Here is a 19,809-nt window from a genome sequence, read left to right as displayed (position 1 = left end):
TGCGGCGGCGCCGGGGCGGTTCCGGGGAGCGGCGGGTCAGCCGAGTTCCTTGCGACCGGACTTCTTCTCCTCCCGCAGCCGCTGCTTCTCCGCCTTGGTGATGCGCCGTTCGACCCCGATGCCGCCGAACAGCGCGAAGCCGGTGACCTTGACCCGGGGCGATCCCGGTGTGCCCTCGCCGGACGCCTTGTCGCCGAAGCCGCCCATGAGGCCGAAGCCACTGACAGTGCAGTGCAGGTCGGGCGGCACGATCACGCCCATACCGCCGAACAGCGCGAAGCACCGGATCGCCACTTCCCGGTCCTCGAAGCGGGCTTCGCGCAGATCGAGTTCGCCGCCGCCGAACAGGGTGAACGCGGTGAACCGGCGGGCGACGGTCCAGGTGCCCCTGCGGTGGAAGCCGCCGAACACCGCGAGCGCCCCGGTGGAGGTGGCGGGACCGCCGATGCGGGCCGCCCAGCCGCTCTTCGGCTGCGGCTCGGCCACGGCGGCAGCACCGCCGGGGGCCGGCAGATCACGTACCAGCGGTTCCAGCTCACCGTGCGTACGGGCCTGGTACGCCGCGTCGAGGCGGTGCTCGAACTCCGCCATGTCGAGACGCCCCTCGGCGACGGCCTCACGGAGCGACTCGGCGATCCGCTCGCGCTCGGCATCGGATGCGCGCATCTCGGGGAGTTCGTTTGTCATGCCCGACAGCCTATTGAAGACCACGGTCCGCGTACATCTTCGCGATGACGGCCTCGATGTCGGGCTCCCGGACCGAGAGGTCCACCAGCGGGTAGTCGGCGGCTATCGCGGCGACGACCGGCGCGGCCGATGCGGAGGCCGGGAAGGCCAGCCACTGACGCGGGCCCTCCACCTTCACCGTACGGGCCAACGGCGTTCGGATCGGCGGAAGTTCCTGCTCCAAGTCCACGACCAGCATCCGCTCGCTCTCCCCCACCTCGTGCAGCGCGGCCGGCGCGCCGTCGTACATCAGCCGGCCGTGGTCGATCACCATCACCCGCTCGCAGAGCTGCTCGATATCGGTCAGGTCGTGCGTGGTGAGCAGGACGGTGGTGCCGAGCTCGGCGTTCAGGTCCCGCAGGAACGCACGGACCTTGACCTTGGAGATGACGTCGAGCCCGATCGTCGGCTCGTCCAGATAGAGCACCTCCGGATCGTGCAGCAGGGCTGCCGCGATGTCGCCGCGCATCCGCTGCCCGAGGGGGAGTTGCCGTACCGGTACGTCCAACAGGTCCTTCAGGTCGAGCAGTTCGACGCACCGGTCCAGGTTCTCCCGGAAGCGGGCGTCCGGGATGCGGTACATCCGGTGCGCCAGCCGGTAGGAGTCGCGCAGCGGCAGGTCCCACCAGAGGGTGGTCCGCTGGCCGAAGACCACCCCGATACGGCGCGCGAGCCTGGTGCGCTCGCGGGACGGGTCCAGACCGGCCACCCGCAGGTGGCCGGCGCTGGGCGTCAGGATGCCGGTCAGCATCTTGATGGTGGTGGACTTGCCGGCGCCGTTCGGGCCGATGTAGCCGACCATCTCCCCTCGGGCGATGCGGAAGGTCAGCGTGTCAACGGCTCGGACCTGATGCGTTTCCCGCCGTAGCCGGGTGGTTCTCCGGCGCACGTCGAAGACCTTCTCGACTGCGTCGAGGGTGATGAAGTCGGCGGTCATGGGTGTGTACTCCTCGGTCTGTGCTCCTGAGGTCCGGGCTTCTGGGTCCGGTACGCCTGTCGTTCCGCCGGGGCCGCGCCTACCAGGGCGCGAGTGAGCCGTCGGCGTTGCGCCATACGGGGTTGCGCCAGTGGTGTCCACGGGCCGCCGCCTCGCGAACCGCGGCCTCGTCGACGGTGATGCCGAGGCCGGGACCGGTCGGCCGGTCGATGTAGCCGTCGCGGACTGCGAAGGGTACGGAATCGACCAGGTAGCCGAGCAGGCCGCTGCTGTCGCCGTATCCGATGCCGAGCGACTGCTCCTGGATGAGGAAGTTGGGTGCGGCGAAGTCGAGTTGGAGACTGGCCGCCAGTGCGATCGGCCCGAGCGGGCAGTGCGGAGCGACCAGCACGTCGTACGTCTCGGCCAGGGCGGCGATGCGCCGGGTCTCGGAGATGCCGCCGGCGTGGCTGATGTCCGGCTGGGCCACGGCGATGCCCTCCGGCAGTACGTCGCGGAAGTCCCAGCGGGAGAAGAGCCGTTCACCGGTGGCGATGGGGATCGAGGTGGCCCGGACCACCTCGCCGAGGTCGCGGGAGAACTCCGGCAGCACCGGTTCCTCCGCGAACATCGGCAGCAACGGCTCCAGCAGCGGCAGCACGCGCCGGGACATCGCCCCGCTGAAGCGCCCGTGGAAGTCCAGCGCCAGGTCCCGGTCCGGTCCGATGGCCTCGCGCACCGCGGCCACCCGGTCCACGATGGCGTTGATGGCGGCGGGGGTGGCGAGCGGTTCGATCTGACCGCAGGGATTCATCTTGACCGCGGTCATGCCCTTGGCCACCTGTTCGGCCGCCGAATCGGCCAGCTCCTGCAGGGTTTCGCCGCCCACCCAGCCGTAGATGCGCACCCGGTCACGCACGTGTCCGCCGAGGAGCTGGTGCACCGGCACGCCGTGGGTCCGGCCGGCGATGTCCCACAGCGCCTGGTCGATCCCGGCCAGCGCGCTGCTGAGCACCGGGCCGCCCCGGTAGAAGCCGCCCTTGGCGAGCAGCTGCCAGTGTTCCTCGATCCGGGCGGGGTCCTGCCCCGTCAGGTAGTCGAACATCTCCTCGACGGCCTTGGCCACGGTGTGCGCCTTGCCCTCGACGATGGGCTCGCCCCAGCCCGATATCCCCTCGTCGGTGTCCACGCGCAGGAACAGCCAGCGCGGTTCGACAAGGAACAGCTCGTATCCAGTGATCTTCATCGGTGGACCTCCGGGTCCTGATGTGAGGTTCGGCGGGGCTATTCGTGCGCACTGATGCTTCGGCCGCCGTCCACGAGCAGGTTCTGCCCGGTGACGAAGGAAGCGTCGTCGGAGGCGAGGAAGGCCACGGCGGCCGCGATGTCCTCCGGGACCCCGAGCCGGCCGGCCGGCGTCCGGGCGATGGTCTGCTCCCGGTACTGCGGTGTCGACTGCGCCCACAGCCCGGTGACGACGGCTCCGGGCTGTACGGCGTTGAACCTGATCCGTCCGCCGTACTCCACGGCGAGCTGGCGCACCAGGGCGCCGATACCGCCCTTGGCGGCGGCATACGCGGGGAAGCCGCTGAAGCCGATGGCCGCGTGCACGGACGAGGTGATCACGACCGCGCCCCGCGAGGCGCTCAGCCGGGGCACGGCGGCCCGTACTCCGTAGAAGACCGAGTCGAGCGAGAGCCGCAACTGGTCGTGCCAGCAGGCGTCGTCCAGCTCGTGGGCGGCGCCGGGCAGATTCCGGCCGGCGTTGAGATGCAGCACGTCGAGGCGTCCGGTCCAGGACTCAGCGGCTTCGACCGTGGCGGCCCACTCGCCGGGCACGGTGACGTCCAGCTCGCGGTCCCGCGCGTCCCCTCCGTCGGCGCGGATCTCCGCGGCCACCCGGCGGGCACCCTCGGCGTCCACGTCGGTGACGAGGACCGAGGCACCCTCCGCGGCCAGGCGGCGCGCGGTGGCCGCACCGATGCCTGAGGCAGCCGCGGTGAGCAGCGCCGTGCGGCCGGCGAAACGCGCCGGTCCGGCAGCGGTCATGGGCTTCCTCCCGGTTTCGTGGTGGAGTCGTGCGCTCCCCCGGACACGGCCCGGCGGGCACGGCCGGGGCGGCACCCGGCGACAAGAGCATGGCAACCTAACGCCCGCCGAAAACCTGGTCAACCGGTTTCCTCGGCGTGCGCCCGCGCTAACTCCCCGTACTGCGATACGACCGCAACCCCGCCCGCCAGCCCATCCCGGCGAGTGCCGCGCACGCCATCGCCACCCCCGGGGAAAGGAACGCCGACCACCGCGGCACATCCAGCGGATACGGCCGCCCCAGCACGTACAACGCCGGCAGCCAGTTGACGAAGGCCAGCGGGATCACGCATGTCACCCCGCGCAGCAGGTCCTTCGCGAAGACGGTCGGCGGATACTCCAGCAGCGTCACCCCGCCGTAGGTGAACGCGTTCTGGACCTCCGAGGCGTCCTGGGCCCAGAACTGGAAGGCGGCACCGGCAACGTACACCGCCGAGAAGATCGCCGCGCCGCTGACGATCATCACGGGGACCAGCACGACCTTCAGCGGCGTCCAGGCGATGTCGACGGCCGTGAGCGCGTAGATCAGCACCAGCAGTCCCTGCGTGATCCGGCCGAGCCGGCGCAGCGCGAAGCGGTCGGCGGCCACCTGTGCGAGCACCGGAACCGGACGGACCAGGAGGGTGTCGAGGGTGCCGTCGCGGATACGGCGGCCCAGTCGGTCCATCGAGCCCATGATCAGGTCGGCGAGGCCGAAGGAGGTGGCGGCCGCGCCGTAGAGGAAGGCGATCTCGCCGAGCGAGTAGCCGCCGAGGCGGTCGACGTGCGAGAACATCAGCAGGATCGCCACGAAGTCGAAGCCGGTCGCCGCGAAGTTCCCGAAGGCCGTCATCAGGAACGAGGCCCGGTAGGCCATCGTCGAGCGGATCCACATCCCGGCGATCAGCAGATACGCACGGATCCCCTCAACCACCCTGCACCACCACCCTGCTGGTCGCCGCGGACTGCAGCAACCGCCCGGCGGCGAGCAGGACGGCGGCCCAGCCCAGCTGGAAGGCATAGGCGTTCAGGAGACCCCAGCCGGTGCGTTTGCCCAGCACGACGTCGGCGGGCACCTGGAGCAGCGACGACCAGGGCAGCGCGCGGGCGACCTCGCCGAGCACCCCGGGGAAGAGATTCAGCGGCAGCAGCATCCCGGAGAAGAACGTCCCGACGAGCCAGGCGATCTGCGCCGCTCCCGCACCGTCGAGCAGCCAGAAGCCGGACAGCGCCACGAGGTAGCGCAACGCGAAGCTGACGACCATCCCCAGCACGATGGAGAGCAGCGCCGCAGCCCATACGAACGGGTCGGACGGAAGCGCGAGAGGGAAAGCGAGCGCCCCCAGCGCCATCGGCAGCACCCCGCGCCCCAGCAGCTGGAAGGCGGCCCGGCCCAAGTCGCAGGCCAGCCACCAGAGTTGCAGGTCGGCGGGACGGTACAGATCGATCGCGATGTCACCCGTTCGGATGCGCTCGATCAACTCGTCCTCGAACCCGCCGCCCATCAGTGCCATGGTGGTGAGCAGCGCCTGGCCCATCCACACGTAGGTGAGGGCCTGCGCCTGGTCGTAGCCTCCCAGGTGCGGGCGCTCGTGCCAGAGCGCGATGTAGGTGTAAGCCATGATGAAACCGAACACGGTGTTGGTGAACACCCCGGCCACCGTGGCGATCCGGTAGGTCGCGAAGCGCCGGAAACCCCCGGCGGCGACGACCGCGTACAACCGCACCCGATTTCCCTCCCCTCGCCCGCCCCCGGCCACGGCGCCCCTCCATTCCCGGCGACCTCTCCGGGCGTGGGGCCCGCAGGCACCAAAGCGCACGACCTTAGTCCAACGGGGTCGCACGCCGCGACCGAATAAACGGCTTGGTCCGGGACAGGCACTGCGACAGTGTTTTATGGACGTACGACGCGAATCGCCCATACGACACCGCCCATCCCCCGTATGACCCGCAGCCGGACGCTGGAGACACAGTGAGCGACGAGCAGCCCGAGCAGCAGCCCGGCTGGGCGCCCCGGGACCCCACCGCGAGTGGCACACCGTCACCGGACGAGGCAGGCACACAGGGGGCGCCGGGCAAGCGGAAGCGGAAGCGCCCCCGGCGCACCGGCTGGCGCCGACTCGTGCCCACCTGGCGGATGGTCCTGGGCGGCGTGCTGATCGTGCTGCTGCTGATCATCGGCGGCTTCTTCGCCGGCTACAACCTGGTCGAGATCCCCGCAGCCAACAGCGCGGCCACCAAACAGAGCAACGTGTACCTCTACTCCGACGGCTCCGCGTTCGCCCGCGACGGCACGGTCAACCGGGAGAACGTCCGGCTCTCCCAGATCCCGCTGGGCGTGCGGCGTGCCGTACTCGCCGCCGAGGACCGCGACTTCTACTCGGAGAGCGCCGTGGACCCCCAGGCGATGATCCGCGCGGCCTGGAACACCGTCACCGGCAAGGGCAAGCAGGGCGGCTCGACCATCACCCAGCAGTACGTCAAGAACTACTACCTCGGCCAGCAACAGACCATCGGCCGCAAGGTCAAGGAGTTCTTCATCTCCATCAAGCTGGACCGCGAGGAGAGCAAGGACGACATCCTCCAGGGCTACCTCAACACCAGCTACTTCGGCCGCAACGCCTACGGAATCCAGGCCGCGGCCCAGGCCTACTACGGCAAGAACGTCCAGGACCTCAGCATCGCCCAGGGCGCTTACCTCGCCTCGCTGCTCAACGCCCCCAGCGCGTACGACGTCGCGGCGCACCCGGAGAACAAGGGCAGGGCCGGGGCCCGCTGGAACTACGTACTCGACGGCATGGTCAAGGAGGGCTGGATCAGCGAGACCGCGCGGGCCGGCCTGAAGTTCCCGGTGCCCGGCAAGGCGAAGCCGTCCTCCGGACTCGCCGGACAGCGCGGTTATGTCATCCAGGCGGTCAAGGACTACCTCACCAGCAACAAGGTCATCGACGAGGACACCCTGGCCACCGGCGGCTACCGGATCATCACCACGCTGCAGCACGCGAAGCAGGACGCCCTGGTCAACGCCGTCGACGACCAGGTGAACAGCCACCTCAGCAAGAGCCGCGCCGCCGACCGCAACGTCCGGGTGGGCGGCGTGTCGGTCGACCCGGCTTCCGGCAAGGTCGTCGCGATGTACGGCGGGATCGACTACACCAAGCAGTTCGTCAACAACGCCACCCGCCGCGACTTCCAGGTCGGCTCCACCTTCAAGCCGTTCGTCCTCGCCTCCGCCTTCGAGAACGACTCGACCACCCAGGACGGCCGGCCGATCGCCCCTGACACCACCTACGACGGCACCGACCACCGGATGGTGCAGGGCCCCGGCGGCCCCACCGGATACGCGCCGGGCAACGAGGACGGCAAGTCGTACGGCGACATCCCCGTCAGCGAGGCCACCGACAAGTCGGTCAACGCCGTCTTCGCGCAGATGGCCGAGGACGTCGGTCCGGCCAGGGTCCAGCAGACCGCCATCGACCTCGGCATCCCGAAGTCCACCCCCGACCTCACCCCCACCCCGTCCATCGCGCTGGGTCCCGCGACCCCCAGCTTGCTGGACATGACCGAGGCCTACGCGTCGCTCGCGGGCCACGGCCGGCACGGCACATACACCCTGGTCGAGAAGGTCACCAAGAACGGCCAGGATCTCCCGCTGCCCGAGAAGAACACCGTGCAGACCATCAGCAGGCAGGCCGCCGACACCACCACGTCCATCCTGCGGGGCGTCGTCGACCACGGCACCGCCACCGCGGCCCGGTCGGCGGGCCGCCCCGCCGCAGGCAAGACCGGCACCGCCGAGGACGACAAGGCGGCCTGGTTCGCGGGCTACACCCCCGACCTGGCCACCGTCGTCGCGGTGATGGGCCAGGACCCGACCAGCGCCGTGCAGAAGCCGCTCTATGGAGCGCTCGGCCTGCCCCGGATCAACGGCGGCGGCCCGCCCGCGCAGATCTGGGGCCAGTACACCGCGGACGCGCTCGACGGCACTCCGGCCACCCCCTTCGACCTGGACGTCCGGCCGGGCTCGAAGCAGGACCAGTCACCCTCCGGCTCCGCGTCAGCCTCGCCGTCCGGCACCTCGTCGTCGTCGCCCTCCTCCGGGGAACCGTCGACGGGCCCGGCGCCCACCCCGTCCGGTAGCCGGCCCGAGGAAACACGCTCGACGCCCGGTGAATCCCCCGCCGGCGGCAACCCCGGTGTCATCGGCGGGCTCACCGGCGGCGGCCCGGAACCCGGCGCCGACGGAAGCGACGGCGAAGGAATCGACGGCGGACGATACGACGGCTGGGGAAACGGCGCCGGAGGAAACGACGGCGACGGTTTCCGGGGGAACGACGAAGGCGGGAACGGGCGTTAGCCGCCCGTCCCCGCCCTCCCCGGTCCCTGTGCGGCCTACGGTGTCAGGGTCTGCCCCAGGTGCGCCCCGGCCGGGGCGCCCAGGGTGCCGCGCCCCATCAGTACGGCGCCGGACACGGAGATGCCGCTGCTCCCGCTGCTGAGGTAGGCGACCACCCCGTCGCCCGCGTTCTCGCCCTCCGCGCTGATGGCGAGGTCCGCACGGCCGTATCCCGAGATGTCACCCAGCAGCACCGCCGACCCGTCGTGGTCACCGGACTCGCTCGCCCCCGGCATTCCGGAGGTGTCCTGGGTGAAGCCGCTGGCGCCGCTGCCGGTGAGACCCGCCGATGAACCGTTCAGCAGCACCGCCGCGCCCGCGTCCTTGCGGCTCGCTCCGTCCCTGGTGATGTCCTCCCCGGGCAGGCCGGCGAGGACGTCCGCGTACCCGTCCAGGTTGTAGTCGCCGACGGCCACCGAGGCCCCCATGGCGTCTCCTGCCTCCGCGGCGCCCGGCACGCCCGAGGTGTCCTGGTGGATGGTCTTCGCGCCGGTGGTGGTGAGCCCGGTCGCGGAGCCCGGCACCATGGTGACCTGGCCGCCCGAGTGGGCGCCGGACTCGGCGGTGTAGGGCTGGCCGATGACGATGTCGTCGTAGCCGTTGCCGTTGACGTCGCCGGCCGCGATGGACCGGCCGCCCTTCACGGCGAGCGTCGCCACCTTGACCAGGCCGGAACCGGTGCCCTTGAACCAGACGACCCGGCCGATGCCGGACGCGTCGCGGTAGTTGAGCGCCACGTCCTGGTAGCCGTCCCGGTTGAAGTCGCCGGTCGTGGCGTCCTCGTAGGCGAGCTTCCCGGTGGAGGTGGTGAGCATTCCGTACTGGACGGCGCCCTTGGAGAGGTGGACGTTCCAGCTGCCGCCGGAGCCGATGCCCGCGGCGAAGACGTCCGCCTTGCCGTCCGCGTCGAAGTCGCCGACCGTCACGGCGGAGCCGAGCTGCGCGCCGGTCCGCGTGATGCCCGTGGTGCCCCAGGAAACACCGGAGGTGAGGGCCGGGCCGTACATGACGGTGACCGCGCCCCCGTCGGCGTGGCCCGAGGTGTCGTCCTCGCCGGGAACACCGATCGCCAGGTCCGCGACGCCGTCGCCGTTGACGTCACCCCAGGCGGTGGCCGCACCGAAGCCGTCCCCGGCCTCGGAACCGCCGGGGACACCACTGCTCGACTGGGTGAGAATCCGCTTCGCGGCGGTGGCCGGGGTGTTGGCGCCGCCGGGCACCACGGTCAGCGAACCGGACCCGCTCGACGTCTTCGGCGTACCGGTGACCAGGTCGGTCAGCCCGTCGCCGTTGTAGTCGGTGGTGGGCAGGGCGTGCGAGACGCCCGGCAGCGCGGCCAGTTTCGCGATCGTCGGCAGCTTCGGGTAGAGGTTCTTGCCGGGGCAGAGCGTCGCGTTGGTGTCACGGTGTCCGAAGACCCGCGGCAAGGTGATCGACTGGCCCTGGTCGACGAGGTTGCCGTCCTGCCCCTTGGGGCTGCCGGACTCCAGCGTCACCTTGCCGGTCGGATCGATGCCGTACATCCCGAACTTCCAGGCCACCACGCGGGCGATGGCGTCGAGCCCGGCCTTCGTCGGCTGGGCGCTCTCGAAGTTGCCGATGTACGAGATGCCGACCGTGTTGGTGTTGAAGCCGATGTCGTGGGCGCCCACCACCGGCAGGTCCATGCCGCCGCTGCGGCCCTCGAAGATCTGGCCGCAGCGGTCGACCACGAAGTTGTAGCCGATGTCGTAGTAACCGCGCGAGAAGTGCTCCTGCTGGATGGTGCGCATCCGGGCACGGGAGTCGGCGCAGGAGACGGTGTTGTCCGAGTCGACCCCGGTGTGGTGGATGACGGCGGCCTTGATCTCGGTGCCGTACGACGGAGTGCCGTCGTAGTCCGTGGAGGCACCCCACTGCGCCTGGGTGATGATCGGCGGCTTCACGACCGTCGAAGGCCGGGACGCGGGCACCGTCTCCGAGGGCTCGGGCGTCGGCGACGCGGAGCCGGTCGGCGCCGGGTCGGTGGCAGCCGGATCGGTGGCAGCCGGGTCCGTCGCTGTCCCGGTGGCCGCCGGTGCCGTGGGCGTGTCCGTGACCGTGGGCGCGTCCGTTGCTGTGGGCGTGGGTGTGGCGTCCTCGGCGAAAGCGGCGGGCCGCATGCCCTTCGCCGCATCCGGGCCGTGCGGCGAACCCTTGGGGTCGGTGCCCGGGTCGAGCAGCTTCACGTCCATGCCGGCCGGCAGCGCATCGGCCGACGAACCGTCCTTGCCGACCACCCGCACCTGGACGCCGTTCGCGTCATCGGTCCACAACGATGCGGTGCCGCCACGCTGCCCGGCCCGCGCACCCTCCGCGCCGTCCGCCGAGAACGGGTCGTCCGGCAGCTTCTGCCACCCGGACCAGGCACCCGACTCGAGCCCGCGATAGCGCACTTCGGCGGTACCGTCCAGTACGGCCTTCGGGTTGTTCCAGGTCAGCAGAACCGCGCTGAAGCGGCCGGTGCTCTTCTGGTCCAGACCCTTACGGCGCGCGCCCTCGCTTTCGAGTTTCAGGCTGTGTACCGCCGGCTTGCGCGGCTGCGCGGTGTACTGCGGGCCGTCCGCAGGACCCGCCATGGCGTATGTCGCCGCTCCGGCCCCTCCCAGCACCACGGCGGCGACGGTGATCCACGCGCGGCGCCGCAGACTCAGCGGCCGGTATGCGTGTGATGTTTGCGATGCGCGTCTCGCACGCGAAGCGCGCGCCCTACGCGGTGTACGCGGGCTCACTTGCCCCACCCCTCAGATGTGTTCACGTAACCGCCGCTCTCCGTGAGAGCGGTCCGGTCCTTTCAGCGCTCAGCCAACGCCAAACGTCACTCACCGCCGCTATGACGCCGGTCACTCGCCCGAATCGGTCCGCTTCGTGCCCGCCGGAAGCGATCCCTGGCAGACGGCCCGCCCGTACGCACCGCTGGCGGTGGCGGACTGCACGTGCCGGCCCCGTACGGCGAGCGCGCAGCGGGCCGTGCCGCCCTTCTCGTGGAGCGCGATGCGGATGACCGGGTCGTGTCCGAGCGGCACCGTGACGGACTTCTTCCACGGCAGCCGGGCAGCCTTGACGACGGCCGCCCTGTCGGCGTTCCCGGAGGCGTCGAGCGCACGGTAGGTGATGTCGACCATGCCGGTGCCCTCGACCTCGTAGGTCACCCCGGCGCTCGGTACGGCCTTCCGCTTCGGCGCCTCGTCCCCGTGCGTCAGAACGCCGTACACGAGTCCGGCACAGACGATCAGCGACGCGGCCGTAACGAGTATGCCGCGACGGGGGTGCCGGGTGGTCACGGCGCCCCGGCCGGTCCCGCCCACGCCGGTTTCCGTCGAATAAGGTGCACCCTTTTCTTCGGATTCCGCTCCGCTATCGGCCGATTTGCCGGTCCCTGCACCCACCGTTTTCCCCTCGCAAAAGAAATCCTCCCGATGCTGGACGCGGCGTTTATACACGATGACTCGCAGCAGCGGCCAGCAGGTGGAAATTTCGGACACCAGACATCCGGTTTGGCCCCACCTGCGGGTAATGCGTGATCACTTGACGCCCAGTCGGCGCAGTGACTAGAACCACCGCGCCGCTCCGTGCGCGCACCGTTCGAGCAGCTGGAACGTGCCGTGTGGCGGCGCCTTTTCAGTCATGCATCACAAGGAGAGGTTTGGCGTGAAACCGAGATTGGGCAGGCTGTTGGCGTGCCTTGCGGTAGGCGCGATGACGAGTTCGCTGATTCCGCAAGCCGCTTATGCCGCGACCACCCCGAGCGGTGACGGCAAGGGATTCGCCGCCGCCGTCAAGGGGTGGTTCACGGATGACGGAAAGAAGACAGAAAAGCCTTCATCACATGACGAACTGGGGATGGCCGACCGGCAGAAGCTGCCCCGGGGAAAGAACGCGCCGAAGGCGAAGCGTGTCAGGGAGCTGAAGAACAGACGCACCAACAGTGCCCGCTTCTGGCAGCTGTCCGACGGCCGCGTCGAGGCGGAGCTTTCGGCGGTGCCGACCTCGTACCGGGACGGGAAGTCGAAGTCCTGGAAGACGATCGACCCGGCTGTCCACGCGGTGAGCGGTAAGGCGGAGCATGGTTTCGACGTAGCCAACACCACGAACACAGGCAGCAGTTGGTTCGGTTCGGACGCGGACCGGCTGCTGCGGTTCGAGGCGGACGGAGGCGGCGCGGTCACCTTCGGCCTCGAGGGCGCCAAGGGCTCTCTGAAGCCGTCCGCCAAGGGCGACACGATCACCTACAAGGACGCGGTCGACGGCGCCGACCTCGCCTATCAGGTGGGCCCGGGCCGGGTGAAGGAGGACATCACCCTGGCGAAACGCCCGTCCAGGCCCGTGCGGTTCACCTTCACACTGGACACCGACGGGCTGACGCCGAAGGCCCGTAAGGACGGCTCGATCGCCTTCTACGGTGAGCTGCCGAACACACCCGTCATGGTGATCCCGGCCCCGTACATGACGGATGCCGCGCACACCGAGAAGACGGAGAAGTCCGTCTTCGGCAAGACCTACAGCACGAAGGTCTCGCAGAAGCTGACGCGTGCCGGAAAACAGTGGAAGCTGACGGTCACGCCGGACGCGAAGTGGCTGGCGTCGAAGGACCGGCAGTACCCGGTCGTCATCGACCCGACGATCACCATCGCGCCGACTCCGTCGCAGTCCCAGGACACGATGGTCCTGTCGGACCAGGCGGGGGTGAACTTCAACACCTCCTGGAAGCTGGCTGCCGGGAAGACCGACACCGGCATCTCCCGGTCACTGATCAAGTTCCCGCTGGACGAGATCCCCGCCGGTACGCAGATCGACTCGGCCCGGCTGGGCATGTACTTCGACCAGGCGCACACCACCAACGGCTACGACGTCCCGATCGGCGCCTACCGGGCGACCGGCGCGTGGGACGAGTCGACGGCCACCTGGTCCAACACCAGCGGCCTGGTGGGCGAACTCTCCGGCACCAGCGTCCAGGTGGACGACGGTGACGCGGGCACCACGGCCGCCAAGGGCTCCTGGCCCACGTCCGGCTCGACGCTGACCCAGTACGCGATCGGCAAGGACTACCACTACAACAAGGACTCGGTCGCCGGGGACACCTACACCTGGCAGCCGAAGCTCCCCGAGACCGCGTCGTACCGCGTCGACGTGCACTACGTCCCGGCCACCGACCGCTCGACCGCCGCGCCCTACACGGTGACCGGCAAGGACGGCACCACCGCATACACCCTCGACCAGACCGCAGGGTCGGGCGGTGTGTGGTCCTCGCTCGGCGGCGGCAAGCAGATCAACTTCGCCAAGGGCACGGCCGGCAAGGTCGTCCTCGGTGACGGGCCCGCCTCCACCTCGACGGCCGTCCTCGCCGACGCGGTACGCCTGGTCAACCCGGCGTCCATCGTCAAGAACACGGGCGAGTACAACCAGTGGCACAACTTCCCGGTCACCGACACCGTGCAGCAATGGCTCGACGGCACCGCCAACAACGGCTTCGTCCTCAAGGCCACCGACGAATCAGCGTCCGCCCCGCTCGGCGGCCCGCGCTACGAGTCCGGTGACGGCGACTACGGCGGTGAGACCTCGAGCATCCCGCGGCTGACCGTCACCTACGGCAAGGTCGGCACCGCGCTCGACTCGCCCACCGTCGTCCACTCGACGGGGCCCGAGCTGTCGTGGAAGGCGTACACCAACGACACCGGTGACAGCGGCCTGGACATCGCCGAGTACCAGCTGCACCGCTCCACGCAGCAGGGCTTCGTCCCGTCCGCGGCCACCCTCGTCGCCCCCATCGACAAGGGCGCGACGTCCTACACGGACACCACCGCGACCCCGACCCCCGACTCGTCCCCGGACGAGATCGGGCGGTCGTACTACTACCAGATCGCGGTGAAGACCAAGGACGGGCAGATCCTCGGCTCCCCGGTGCGCCTGGTCGGCATACCCAAGGCCGGCCGCACCATGCGGCTGGTCCAGGGCACCTCCGGCGTCACCGACACCACCCTGTCGTCGGGGCAGCCCACCACCAACCAGGACACCATCTACTCCTACACGCCGCAGAAGTGGCTGGAGGTCGGCAACAACTCCGGCACCTACGGCACCACCCGTGCCGCGCTGAAGTTCAACACGGCCGCCATCCCCACCACTGCCACGGTGCTGGAGTCCAAGCTCTATATGTGGGGCACCGAGACCACCACCGACACCGACGGCGCGATCTACGAACTCCACGGGCTGAACCGCGACTTCGCGGAGACGTCGGCCACCTGGAACAACGCCGCATCCTCCACGGCGTGGACCAAGCCCGGCGGTGACTACTCGGCCACCGTCTCGGACACCGTCCCGCAGGTCTCCGACGTCGGCCGGCACTGGTGGGACGCCACATCCCTGACCCAGGACTGGATCAGGACACCGGGCGACAACCACGGCGCCCTGGTCAAGCTGAAGGACGAGAGCACGTCCGGCCCGCAGGAACGCAGCCTGTTCCTCGCCTCGGAGACCGCCGACCCGCAACTCGGCCCGCTGCTGCGCGTCATCTACGTCGACTCCACCACGGCCGACACGTATTACGCGCCGCAGACGCCTTCCCGCATGACCCCGAACTCCACCTACACGGTGGACTTCACCGTCACCAACACCACATCCAGCGCCTGGGCGACCGGTGAGCGGTAACTCTCCTACACCTGGAAACTCCCCGACGGCACCGACGTGACCACCGGCGGCAACCAGGTGTCCACCCCCATCCCGGCCCTGCTGCCGGGCAAGTCGGCCACGATCCAGGGACAGGTCAACACGCCGATCAACTCCGACAGCGGGAACAAGCGCACCGACTACGCGCTCGGCTGGGACATCCGCAGGATCTCCGACGGCTCCTGGCTGTCGGCCACCTCCGCCATCCCCGCGCTGAGCCAGAACGTCGCGGTGGAGGACCCGACCTCCAACGCGCTGGGCCTGGAGAAGTTCTACTCCTATACCGGGAAGAACACCGGCGCCGGCTCGACGCTGATGAACAACCTCGCCTCCGGCAACAGCGTCTGGTCCTACAACGCCTTCACCAACCCGGGCCGGGGCCTGAACACCTTCGCCCGCTTCTCCTACAACTCACTCGACACCAGCGACACCGTGCTGGGCGGCGGCTGGTCCGCACAGGCCGCGGGGCCCATCCGGCTCGGCGCGCCGCTCGACTTCCACCCCAACCCGCACCCCACCGAGGTCCGTCTGCCCGACGGTGACGGCACCACGCACGTCTTCCGCCTGCAGGACGACGGCACCTGGAAGGCCCCGGCGGGCGTCCATTACCGGCTCACGTCAAAGCCGGGTCTGGACTGCACCCCCAACAAGGACCCGATCCCGGACGCCTGGACCCTGCTGCGCCCGGATGGCACGCGCTTCCTCTTCGGCTGTGACGGCTATATGACGTCGGCGGTCGACAAGAACGGCAACACCCAGACGTTCACCTACGAGGAACGCAAGTCCAACAACAAGCCCACCAAGTTCCTCACCTACATCACCGACCCGGCCGGCCGGCAGTCCCTCACGGTCGACTACTACAAGAAGGGCGACGCGTCCTACGACTACATCGACGACACGGGCGCCAAGGTCACCGGCTCCAAGCTGACCAACTCCAAGATCTACGACCACGTGAAGTCCATGACGGACATCTCGGGCCGCACAGTCTCCTTCTACTACACCGACAAGGGCCTGCTCGGGCAGTTCACCGACGGTGACGGCTCCGCACAGCCCAAGACGTTCACGTTCACCTACGACGCCACCCAGGGCAACAAGAACGTCAAGCTGGTCAAGGCGACCGACCCGCGCGGCCACGCCACATCCATGGCGTACTACGCCCCGAAGACCGGCGACGACCCCGCCTACCACTGGTGGACGAAGACCATCACGGACCGCCTCGGCGGTGACACCGGCTTCACCTACGCGGCCGACGCCACGAACACCAAGTTCACCGACACCACGGTGACCGACGCCGAGTCGCACGCCACGAAGTACGTCACCGACGACTTCGGCCGCCCGGTGCAGACCACCAACGCCAAGTCCCAGACCACGAAGATGTCCTGGGACGCCGACAACAACGTCACCTACCTCGAGGAGGACAACGGCGCCAAGACCGCGTACTGCTACGACCAGAAGACGGGCTACCCGCTCTGGCAGCGCGACGCGGAGAACAACAAGTCCGGCGTCCCGGCCGCCTCGGACTGCGCACCCGGCACCTACCCGGCCAACGCGTCCAAGTACGAGTACCAGACCCGCGCCGACGGCTACGCCGCCGACCTCTTCCGCAAAACCTCCCCGGAGGGCCGTGCCTGGCAGTTCGGCTACGACACCTTCGGCAACCTCAAGACGGTCACCGACCCCAAGGGCGTCGCCACGGCGACGGCCGGTGACTACACCACGTCGTACGACTACGACTCCTACGGCGAGCTGACCAAGGCCACCGACGCCAACGGCAACCCGACGACGAGCTCCACGTTCGGACCGACCGGTTACCCGGCGACGATCACCGATGCGCTGGGCAAGTCCTCGTCGTACGTGTACGACGAGCGCGGCCAGGTCGAATCGGTCACGGACGCGCTGGGCAAGAAGACCACGCAGACGTACGACACGTACGGGCGCCCGCTGGTCAGCACGGTGCCGAAGGACCAGGACGCGGGTGTTTTGATCACCACCCCGGCCCCGGTCTACGACGCCAACGACAACGTCACCACGTCCACGGCGCCGAACGGCGCCGTGTCGACCGCGGTGTACGACGACGCCGACCAGGTGACTTCGGCGACGGCACCGAAGGACACCTCCACTTCGGACGAGCGGAAGACGACCTACACGTACGACAAGGTCGGCAACCTGAAGACGACGACGGAGCCGAAGGGGTCACTGACCACGACGGATCCGGACGACTACAGGACCTCCAGCAACTACGACGAGATCTACCAGCTGACGTCCGCCGTGAACGCCGCAGGCGACACGATCTCGTACTCATACGACAACGTCGGCAACGCCACCAAGGTGGTCGACCCGAAGAAGAACGCCACCGCCGACACGACCGACTACACGTCGAAGACGGCCTACGACCTGGACCACCGGATCACGCAGGTCACGGACGCGGTCGGCAACGTCACCAAGCGTGGCTACGACAAGGACTCCCTGGCCGTCTCCACGACGGACGCGGAGAACAACACCACGACCGTCACCTATGACGAGCGGGGCAAGCAGACCGAGGTCAAGAGCCCGCACGACGGCACCACTTCGATCACCTACCGCACCACGAAGTACGAGTACGACCAGGTCGGCAACACGACGAAGGTGACGACACCGCGCGGCACCGCAACGTCAACCGCCGACGACTTCACCGCGCGCACCGACTACGACGCACTGAACCGTCCGGTCAAGCAGTACCAGCCGTACGACCCGAACGACGCCCGGTACAACAAGCCGGACGTCTACAGCCAGACGTCGTACGACGCGGTGGGCCGGGTGGCGAAGACGTCGCTGCCGCCGTCGGAGGGCCAGACGGTCCGCAACGACACGACCTACAGCTACTTCGACAACGGCTGGGCCAAGGCGTCGACCGACCCGTGGGACATCGACACCACCTACGACTACAACGACCTGGGTCAGCAGACAAAGCGCACACTGACCTCAGCGGGCGGATCTTCGAACCGCACCATGTCGTGGTCGTACTACCCGGACGGCAAGCTGAAGTCCAAGGCGGACGACGGCGTACCGGTCGGCAGCGCGGTCGTGCTGGCAGATAACTCCGACACCCAGAACACCTCATCCACCGGCACCTGGACCAAGGGAGACATCACCGGCGAGCAGGGCTACGACCACGCCAGGCACGCGGCGGGCACCGGTACCGACTCGTTCACCTGGACGCTCAACATCCCCAAGGACGGCACATACACGGCGTATGTGAAGTACCCGAAGGTCACCGGCGCGGCGACAGCGGCGAAGTACACGCTCACCCACGCGAGCGGTTCCGTGGACAAGACGGTCGACCAGAGCGCCTCCACCGGCTCCTGGGTCTCCCTCGGCTCGTACACCTTCCAGCAGGGCAATGAAGCCAAACTGGAACTGTTCGAGAACAGCGGCGGTACGGTGACCGCGGACGGCGTGAAACTCGTCCGCGACAACTCCTCCGACACCGACACCGAGAAGCACGACTTCGACTACGCCTACGACGCCAACGGCAACCTGACCTCGATCAGCGACACCTCACCCGGCTCGAAGATCGACGGCTACGCGGTGGCGTACACCGGCCTCGACCAGGTCCAGAAGGTCACCGAGACCCTGTCCGGCGCCGAGAAGACCTCGACCTCGTACACCTACGACGCCAACGGTCAACCCGAGACGGTCGACCACCCCGACCAGTACTCCAAGTACACCTACGACCTGCGCGAACTGGTCAAGACGGTGTCGGTCGGAACCTCCGTCACGGATCCCTCGCCGAAGGTGTCGTCGTACACGTACACCGACCGTGGCCAGCAACTCCAGGAGACCAAGGCCAACAAGAACACCGTCGACTACGCCTACTACCTCGACGGCGCCCTGAATTCGACCACGGAGAAGAAGGGCTCCGGCACACTCGTCTCCTCGCACACCTACGCCTACGACCCGAACGGGAACAAGGCACAGGACGTCGCGAAGAAGATGAACGCCGACGACCACGCGGCATACCTGTCCTCGACCACGGACTACACCTACGACCCGGCCGACCGGCTCGCCAAGTCGGTCAAGACCGGCAACGGCGCCGGGACGGAAACCTACGTCCACGACGACAACGCCAACGTCATCAGCCAGACCGTCAAGGGCGACACCACCACTTACAGCTACGACAGAAACAGGCTTCTGTCGTCGGTGACCTCGGGCACCGCCTTCTCCTACAACTACGACCCGTTCGGCCGCCAGGAATCGGTCACGGGCGGTGGGAAGGTCTTGGAGCGAAGTGTCTACGACGGTTTCGATCACGTCGTGGAGTCCCAGAAGCTGGACGATTCGGGAGCCCTGAAGTCCACGAAGTACGCCTTCGACCCGCTGGACCGCACTGCGTCGAAGACCGTCGACGGTAAGACGACGGACTTCGACTACCTGGGCCTCTCCAATGAGGTCCTGGACGAGAAGGTCGCCGGCACCCTCACCAAGTCGTACCAGTACAGCCCGTGGGGCGAACGCCTGTCCCAGATCAAGCACAACAGCGACGGCACGACCGAGGACGGCTACTACGGCTACAACAGCCACACCGACGTCGAAACCCTGACTGACGACAACGGCGACACCAAGGCCACCTACGGGTACACGGCATACGGCAAGGACGACACGTCGGAGTTCACCGGCATGGACAAGCCGGAGACCGGAGCCCCCACAGACGAGCCGTACAACGCCTACCGATTCAACGCCAAACGCTGGGACGCCCAGTCCGGCACCTACGACATGGGCTTCCGCAACTATGACCCCGGCCTGAACAGGTTCACAACCCGGGACATGTACAACGGCGCCCTGGCCGACATGAACCTCGGCTCGGACGTGTACACCAGCAACCGGTATGCGTTCGGTGGCGGCAACCCGAGCAGCTTCATCGAACTCGACGGTCACCTGCCCTGTGCCGAGGGCATCCGGGACGTATGCGGCGGCGGTGCATCGACCGCCGGGGCCTGGTGCATGGTCTGCGTGACGAACTACAACCCCGGGATGAGCAAGCCGC

At 68.7% G+C, this 19,809-nt stretch carries 9 protein-coding genes and 1 pseudogene; 2 read left to right on the top strand and 8 right to left on the bottom strand.

The window, feature by feature from the left end; all coding sequences use genetic code 11:
• Positions 1 to 36: 36 nt before the first annotated feature.
• The 6 genes from AB0436_RS14005 to AB0436_RS13980 form a co-directional block, all read right to left on the bottom strand.
• Complete coding sequence (locus AB0436_RS14005; RefSeq protein ID WP_366468088.1) at positions 37 to 687, bottom strand: DUF1707 domain-containing protein; 651 nt, start codon at positions 685 to 687, stop codon at positions 37 to 39.
• 10 nt (positions 688 to 697) lie between these two features.
• Positions 698 to 1,663, bottom strand: a complete 966-nt coding sequence (locus AB0436_RS14000) for an ATP-binding cassette domain-containing protein (protein ID WP_366468087.1) — start codon at positions 1,661 to 1,663, stop codon at positions 698 to 700.
• A gap of 79 nt (positions 1,664 to 1,742) precedes the next feature.
• Positions 1,743 to 2,888: a galactonate dehydratase gene (gene dgoD / locus AB0436_RS13995; RefSeq protein WP_366468086.1), complete on the bottom strand. Its 1,146-nt coding sequence runs from the start codon at positions 2,886 to 2,888 to the stop codon at positions 1,743 to 1,745.
• Positions 2,889 to 2,926: 38 nt separating this feature from the next.
• Positions 2,927 to 3,691: an SDR family NAD(P)-dependent oxidoreductase gene (locus tag AB0436_RS13990; RefSeq protein ID WP_366468085.1), complete on the bottom strand. Its 765-nt coding sequence runs from the start codon at positions 3,689 to 3,691 to the stop codon at positions 2,927 to 2,929.
• 148 nt (positions 3,692 to 3,839) lie between these two features.
• On the bottom strand, positions 3,840 to 4,730 hold the full coding sequence (locus AB0436_RS13985; protein WP_366468084.1) for an ABC transporter permease: 891 nt from the start codon (positions 4,728 to 4,730) through the stop codon (positions 3,840 to 3,842).
• Complete coding sequence (locus AB0436_RS13980) at positions 4,636 to 5,436, bottom strand: ABC-2 family transporter protein (RefSeq protein WP_366468083.1); 801 nt, start codon at positions 5,434 to 5,436, stop codon at positions 4,636 to 4,638. Before AB0436_RS13980 ends, AB0436_RS13985 begins: the two co-directional genes overlap by 95 nt.
• Before the next feature lie 245 nt (positions 5,437 to 5,681).
• Between AB0436_RS13980 and AB0436_RS13975 the strand changes: the two genes are divergently transcribed.
• Positions 5,682 to 8,066: a transglycosylase domain-containing protein gene (locus AB0436_RS13975; protein ID WP_366468082.1), complete on the top strand. Its 2,385-nt coding sequence runs from the start codon at positions 5,682 to 5,684 to the stop codon at positions 8,064 to 8,066.
• 35 nt (positions 8,067 to 8,101) lie between these two features.
• Here the strand turns inward: AB0436_RS13975 and AB0436_RS13970 are convergent, their stop codons facing one another.
• Positions 8,102 to 10,738, bottom strand: a complete 2,637-nt coding sequence (locus AB0436_RS13970) for an FG-GAP-like repeat-containing protein (RefSeq protein ID WP_366468081.1) — start codon at positions 10,736 to 10,738, stop codon at positions 8,102 to 8,104.
• 228 nt (positions 10,739 to 10,966) lie between these two features.
• Positions 10,967 to 11,431 (bottom strand): hypothetical protein, encoded by a 465-nt coding sequence (locus AB0436_RS13965; RefSeq protein WP_366468080.1) that lies wholly within the window; start codon positions 11,429 to 11,431, stop codon positions 10,967 to 10,969.
• Between the two features lie 391 nt (positions 11,432 to 11,822).
• On the opposite strand from AB0436_RS13965, the pseudogene AB0436_RS13960 reads away from it, so the two are divergent.
• Positions 11,823 to 19,703, top strand: a pseudogene (locus AB0436_RS13960) (DNRLRE domain-containing protein); the annotation flags it as partial.
• Positions 19,704 to 19,809 lie beyond the last annotated feature (106 nt).

Source organism: Streptomyces sp. NPDC051322 (assembly GCF_040689485.1).
Lineage (GTDB): Bacteria > Actinomycetota > Actinomycetes > Streptomycetales > Streptomycetaceae > Streptomyces.
Note: the sequence above shows the minus strand (reverse complement) of the source record. Positions and strands in the feature narration are given on the sequence as shown.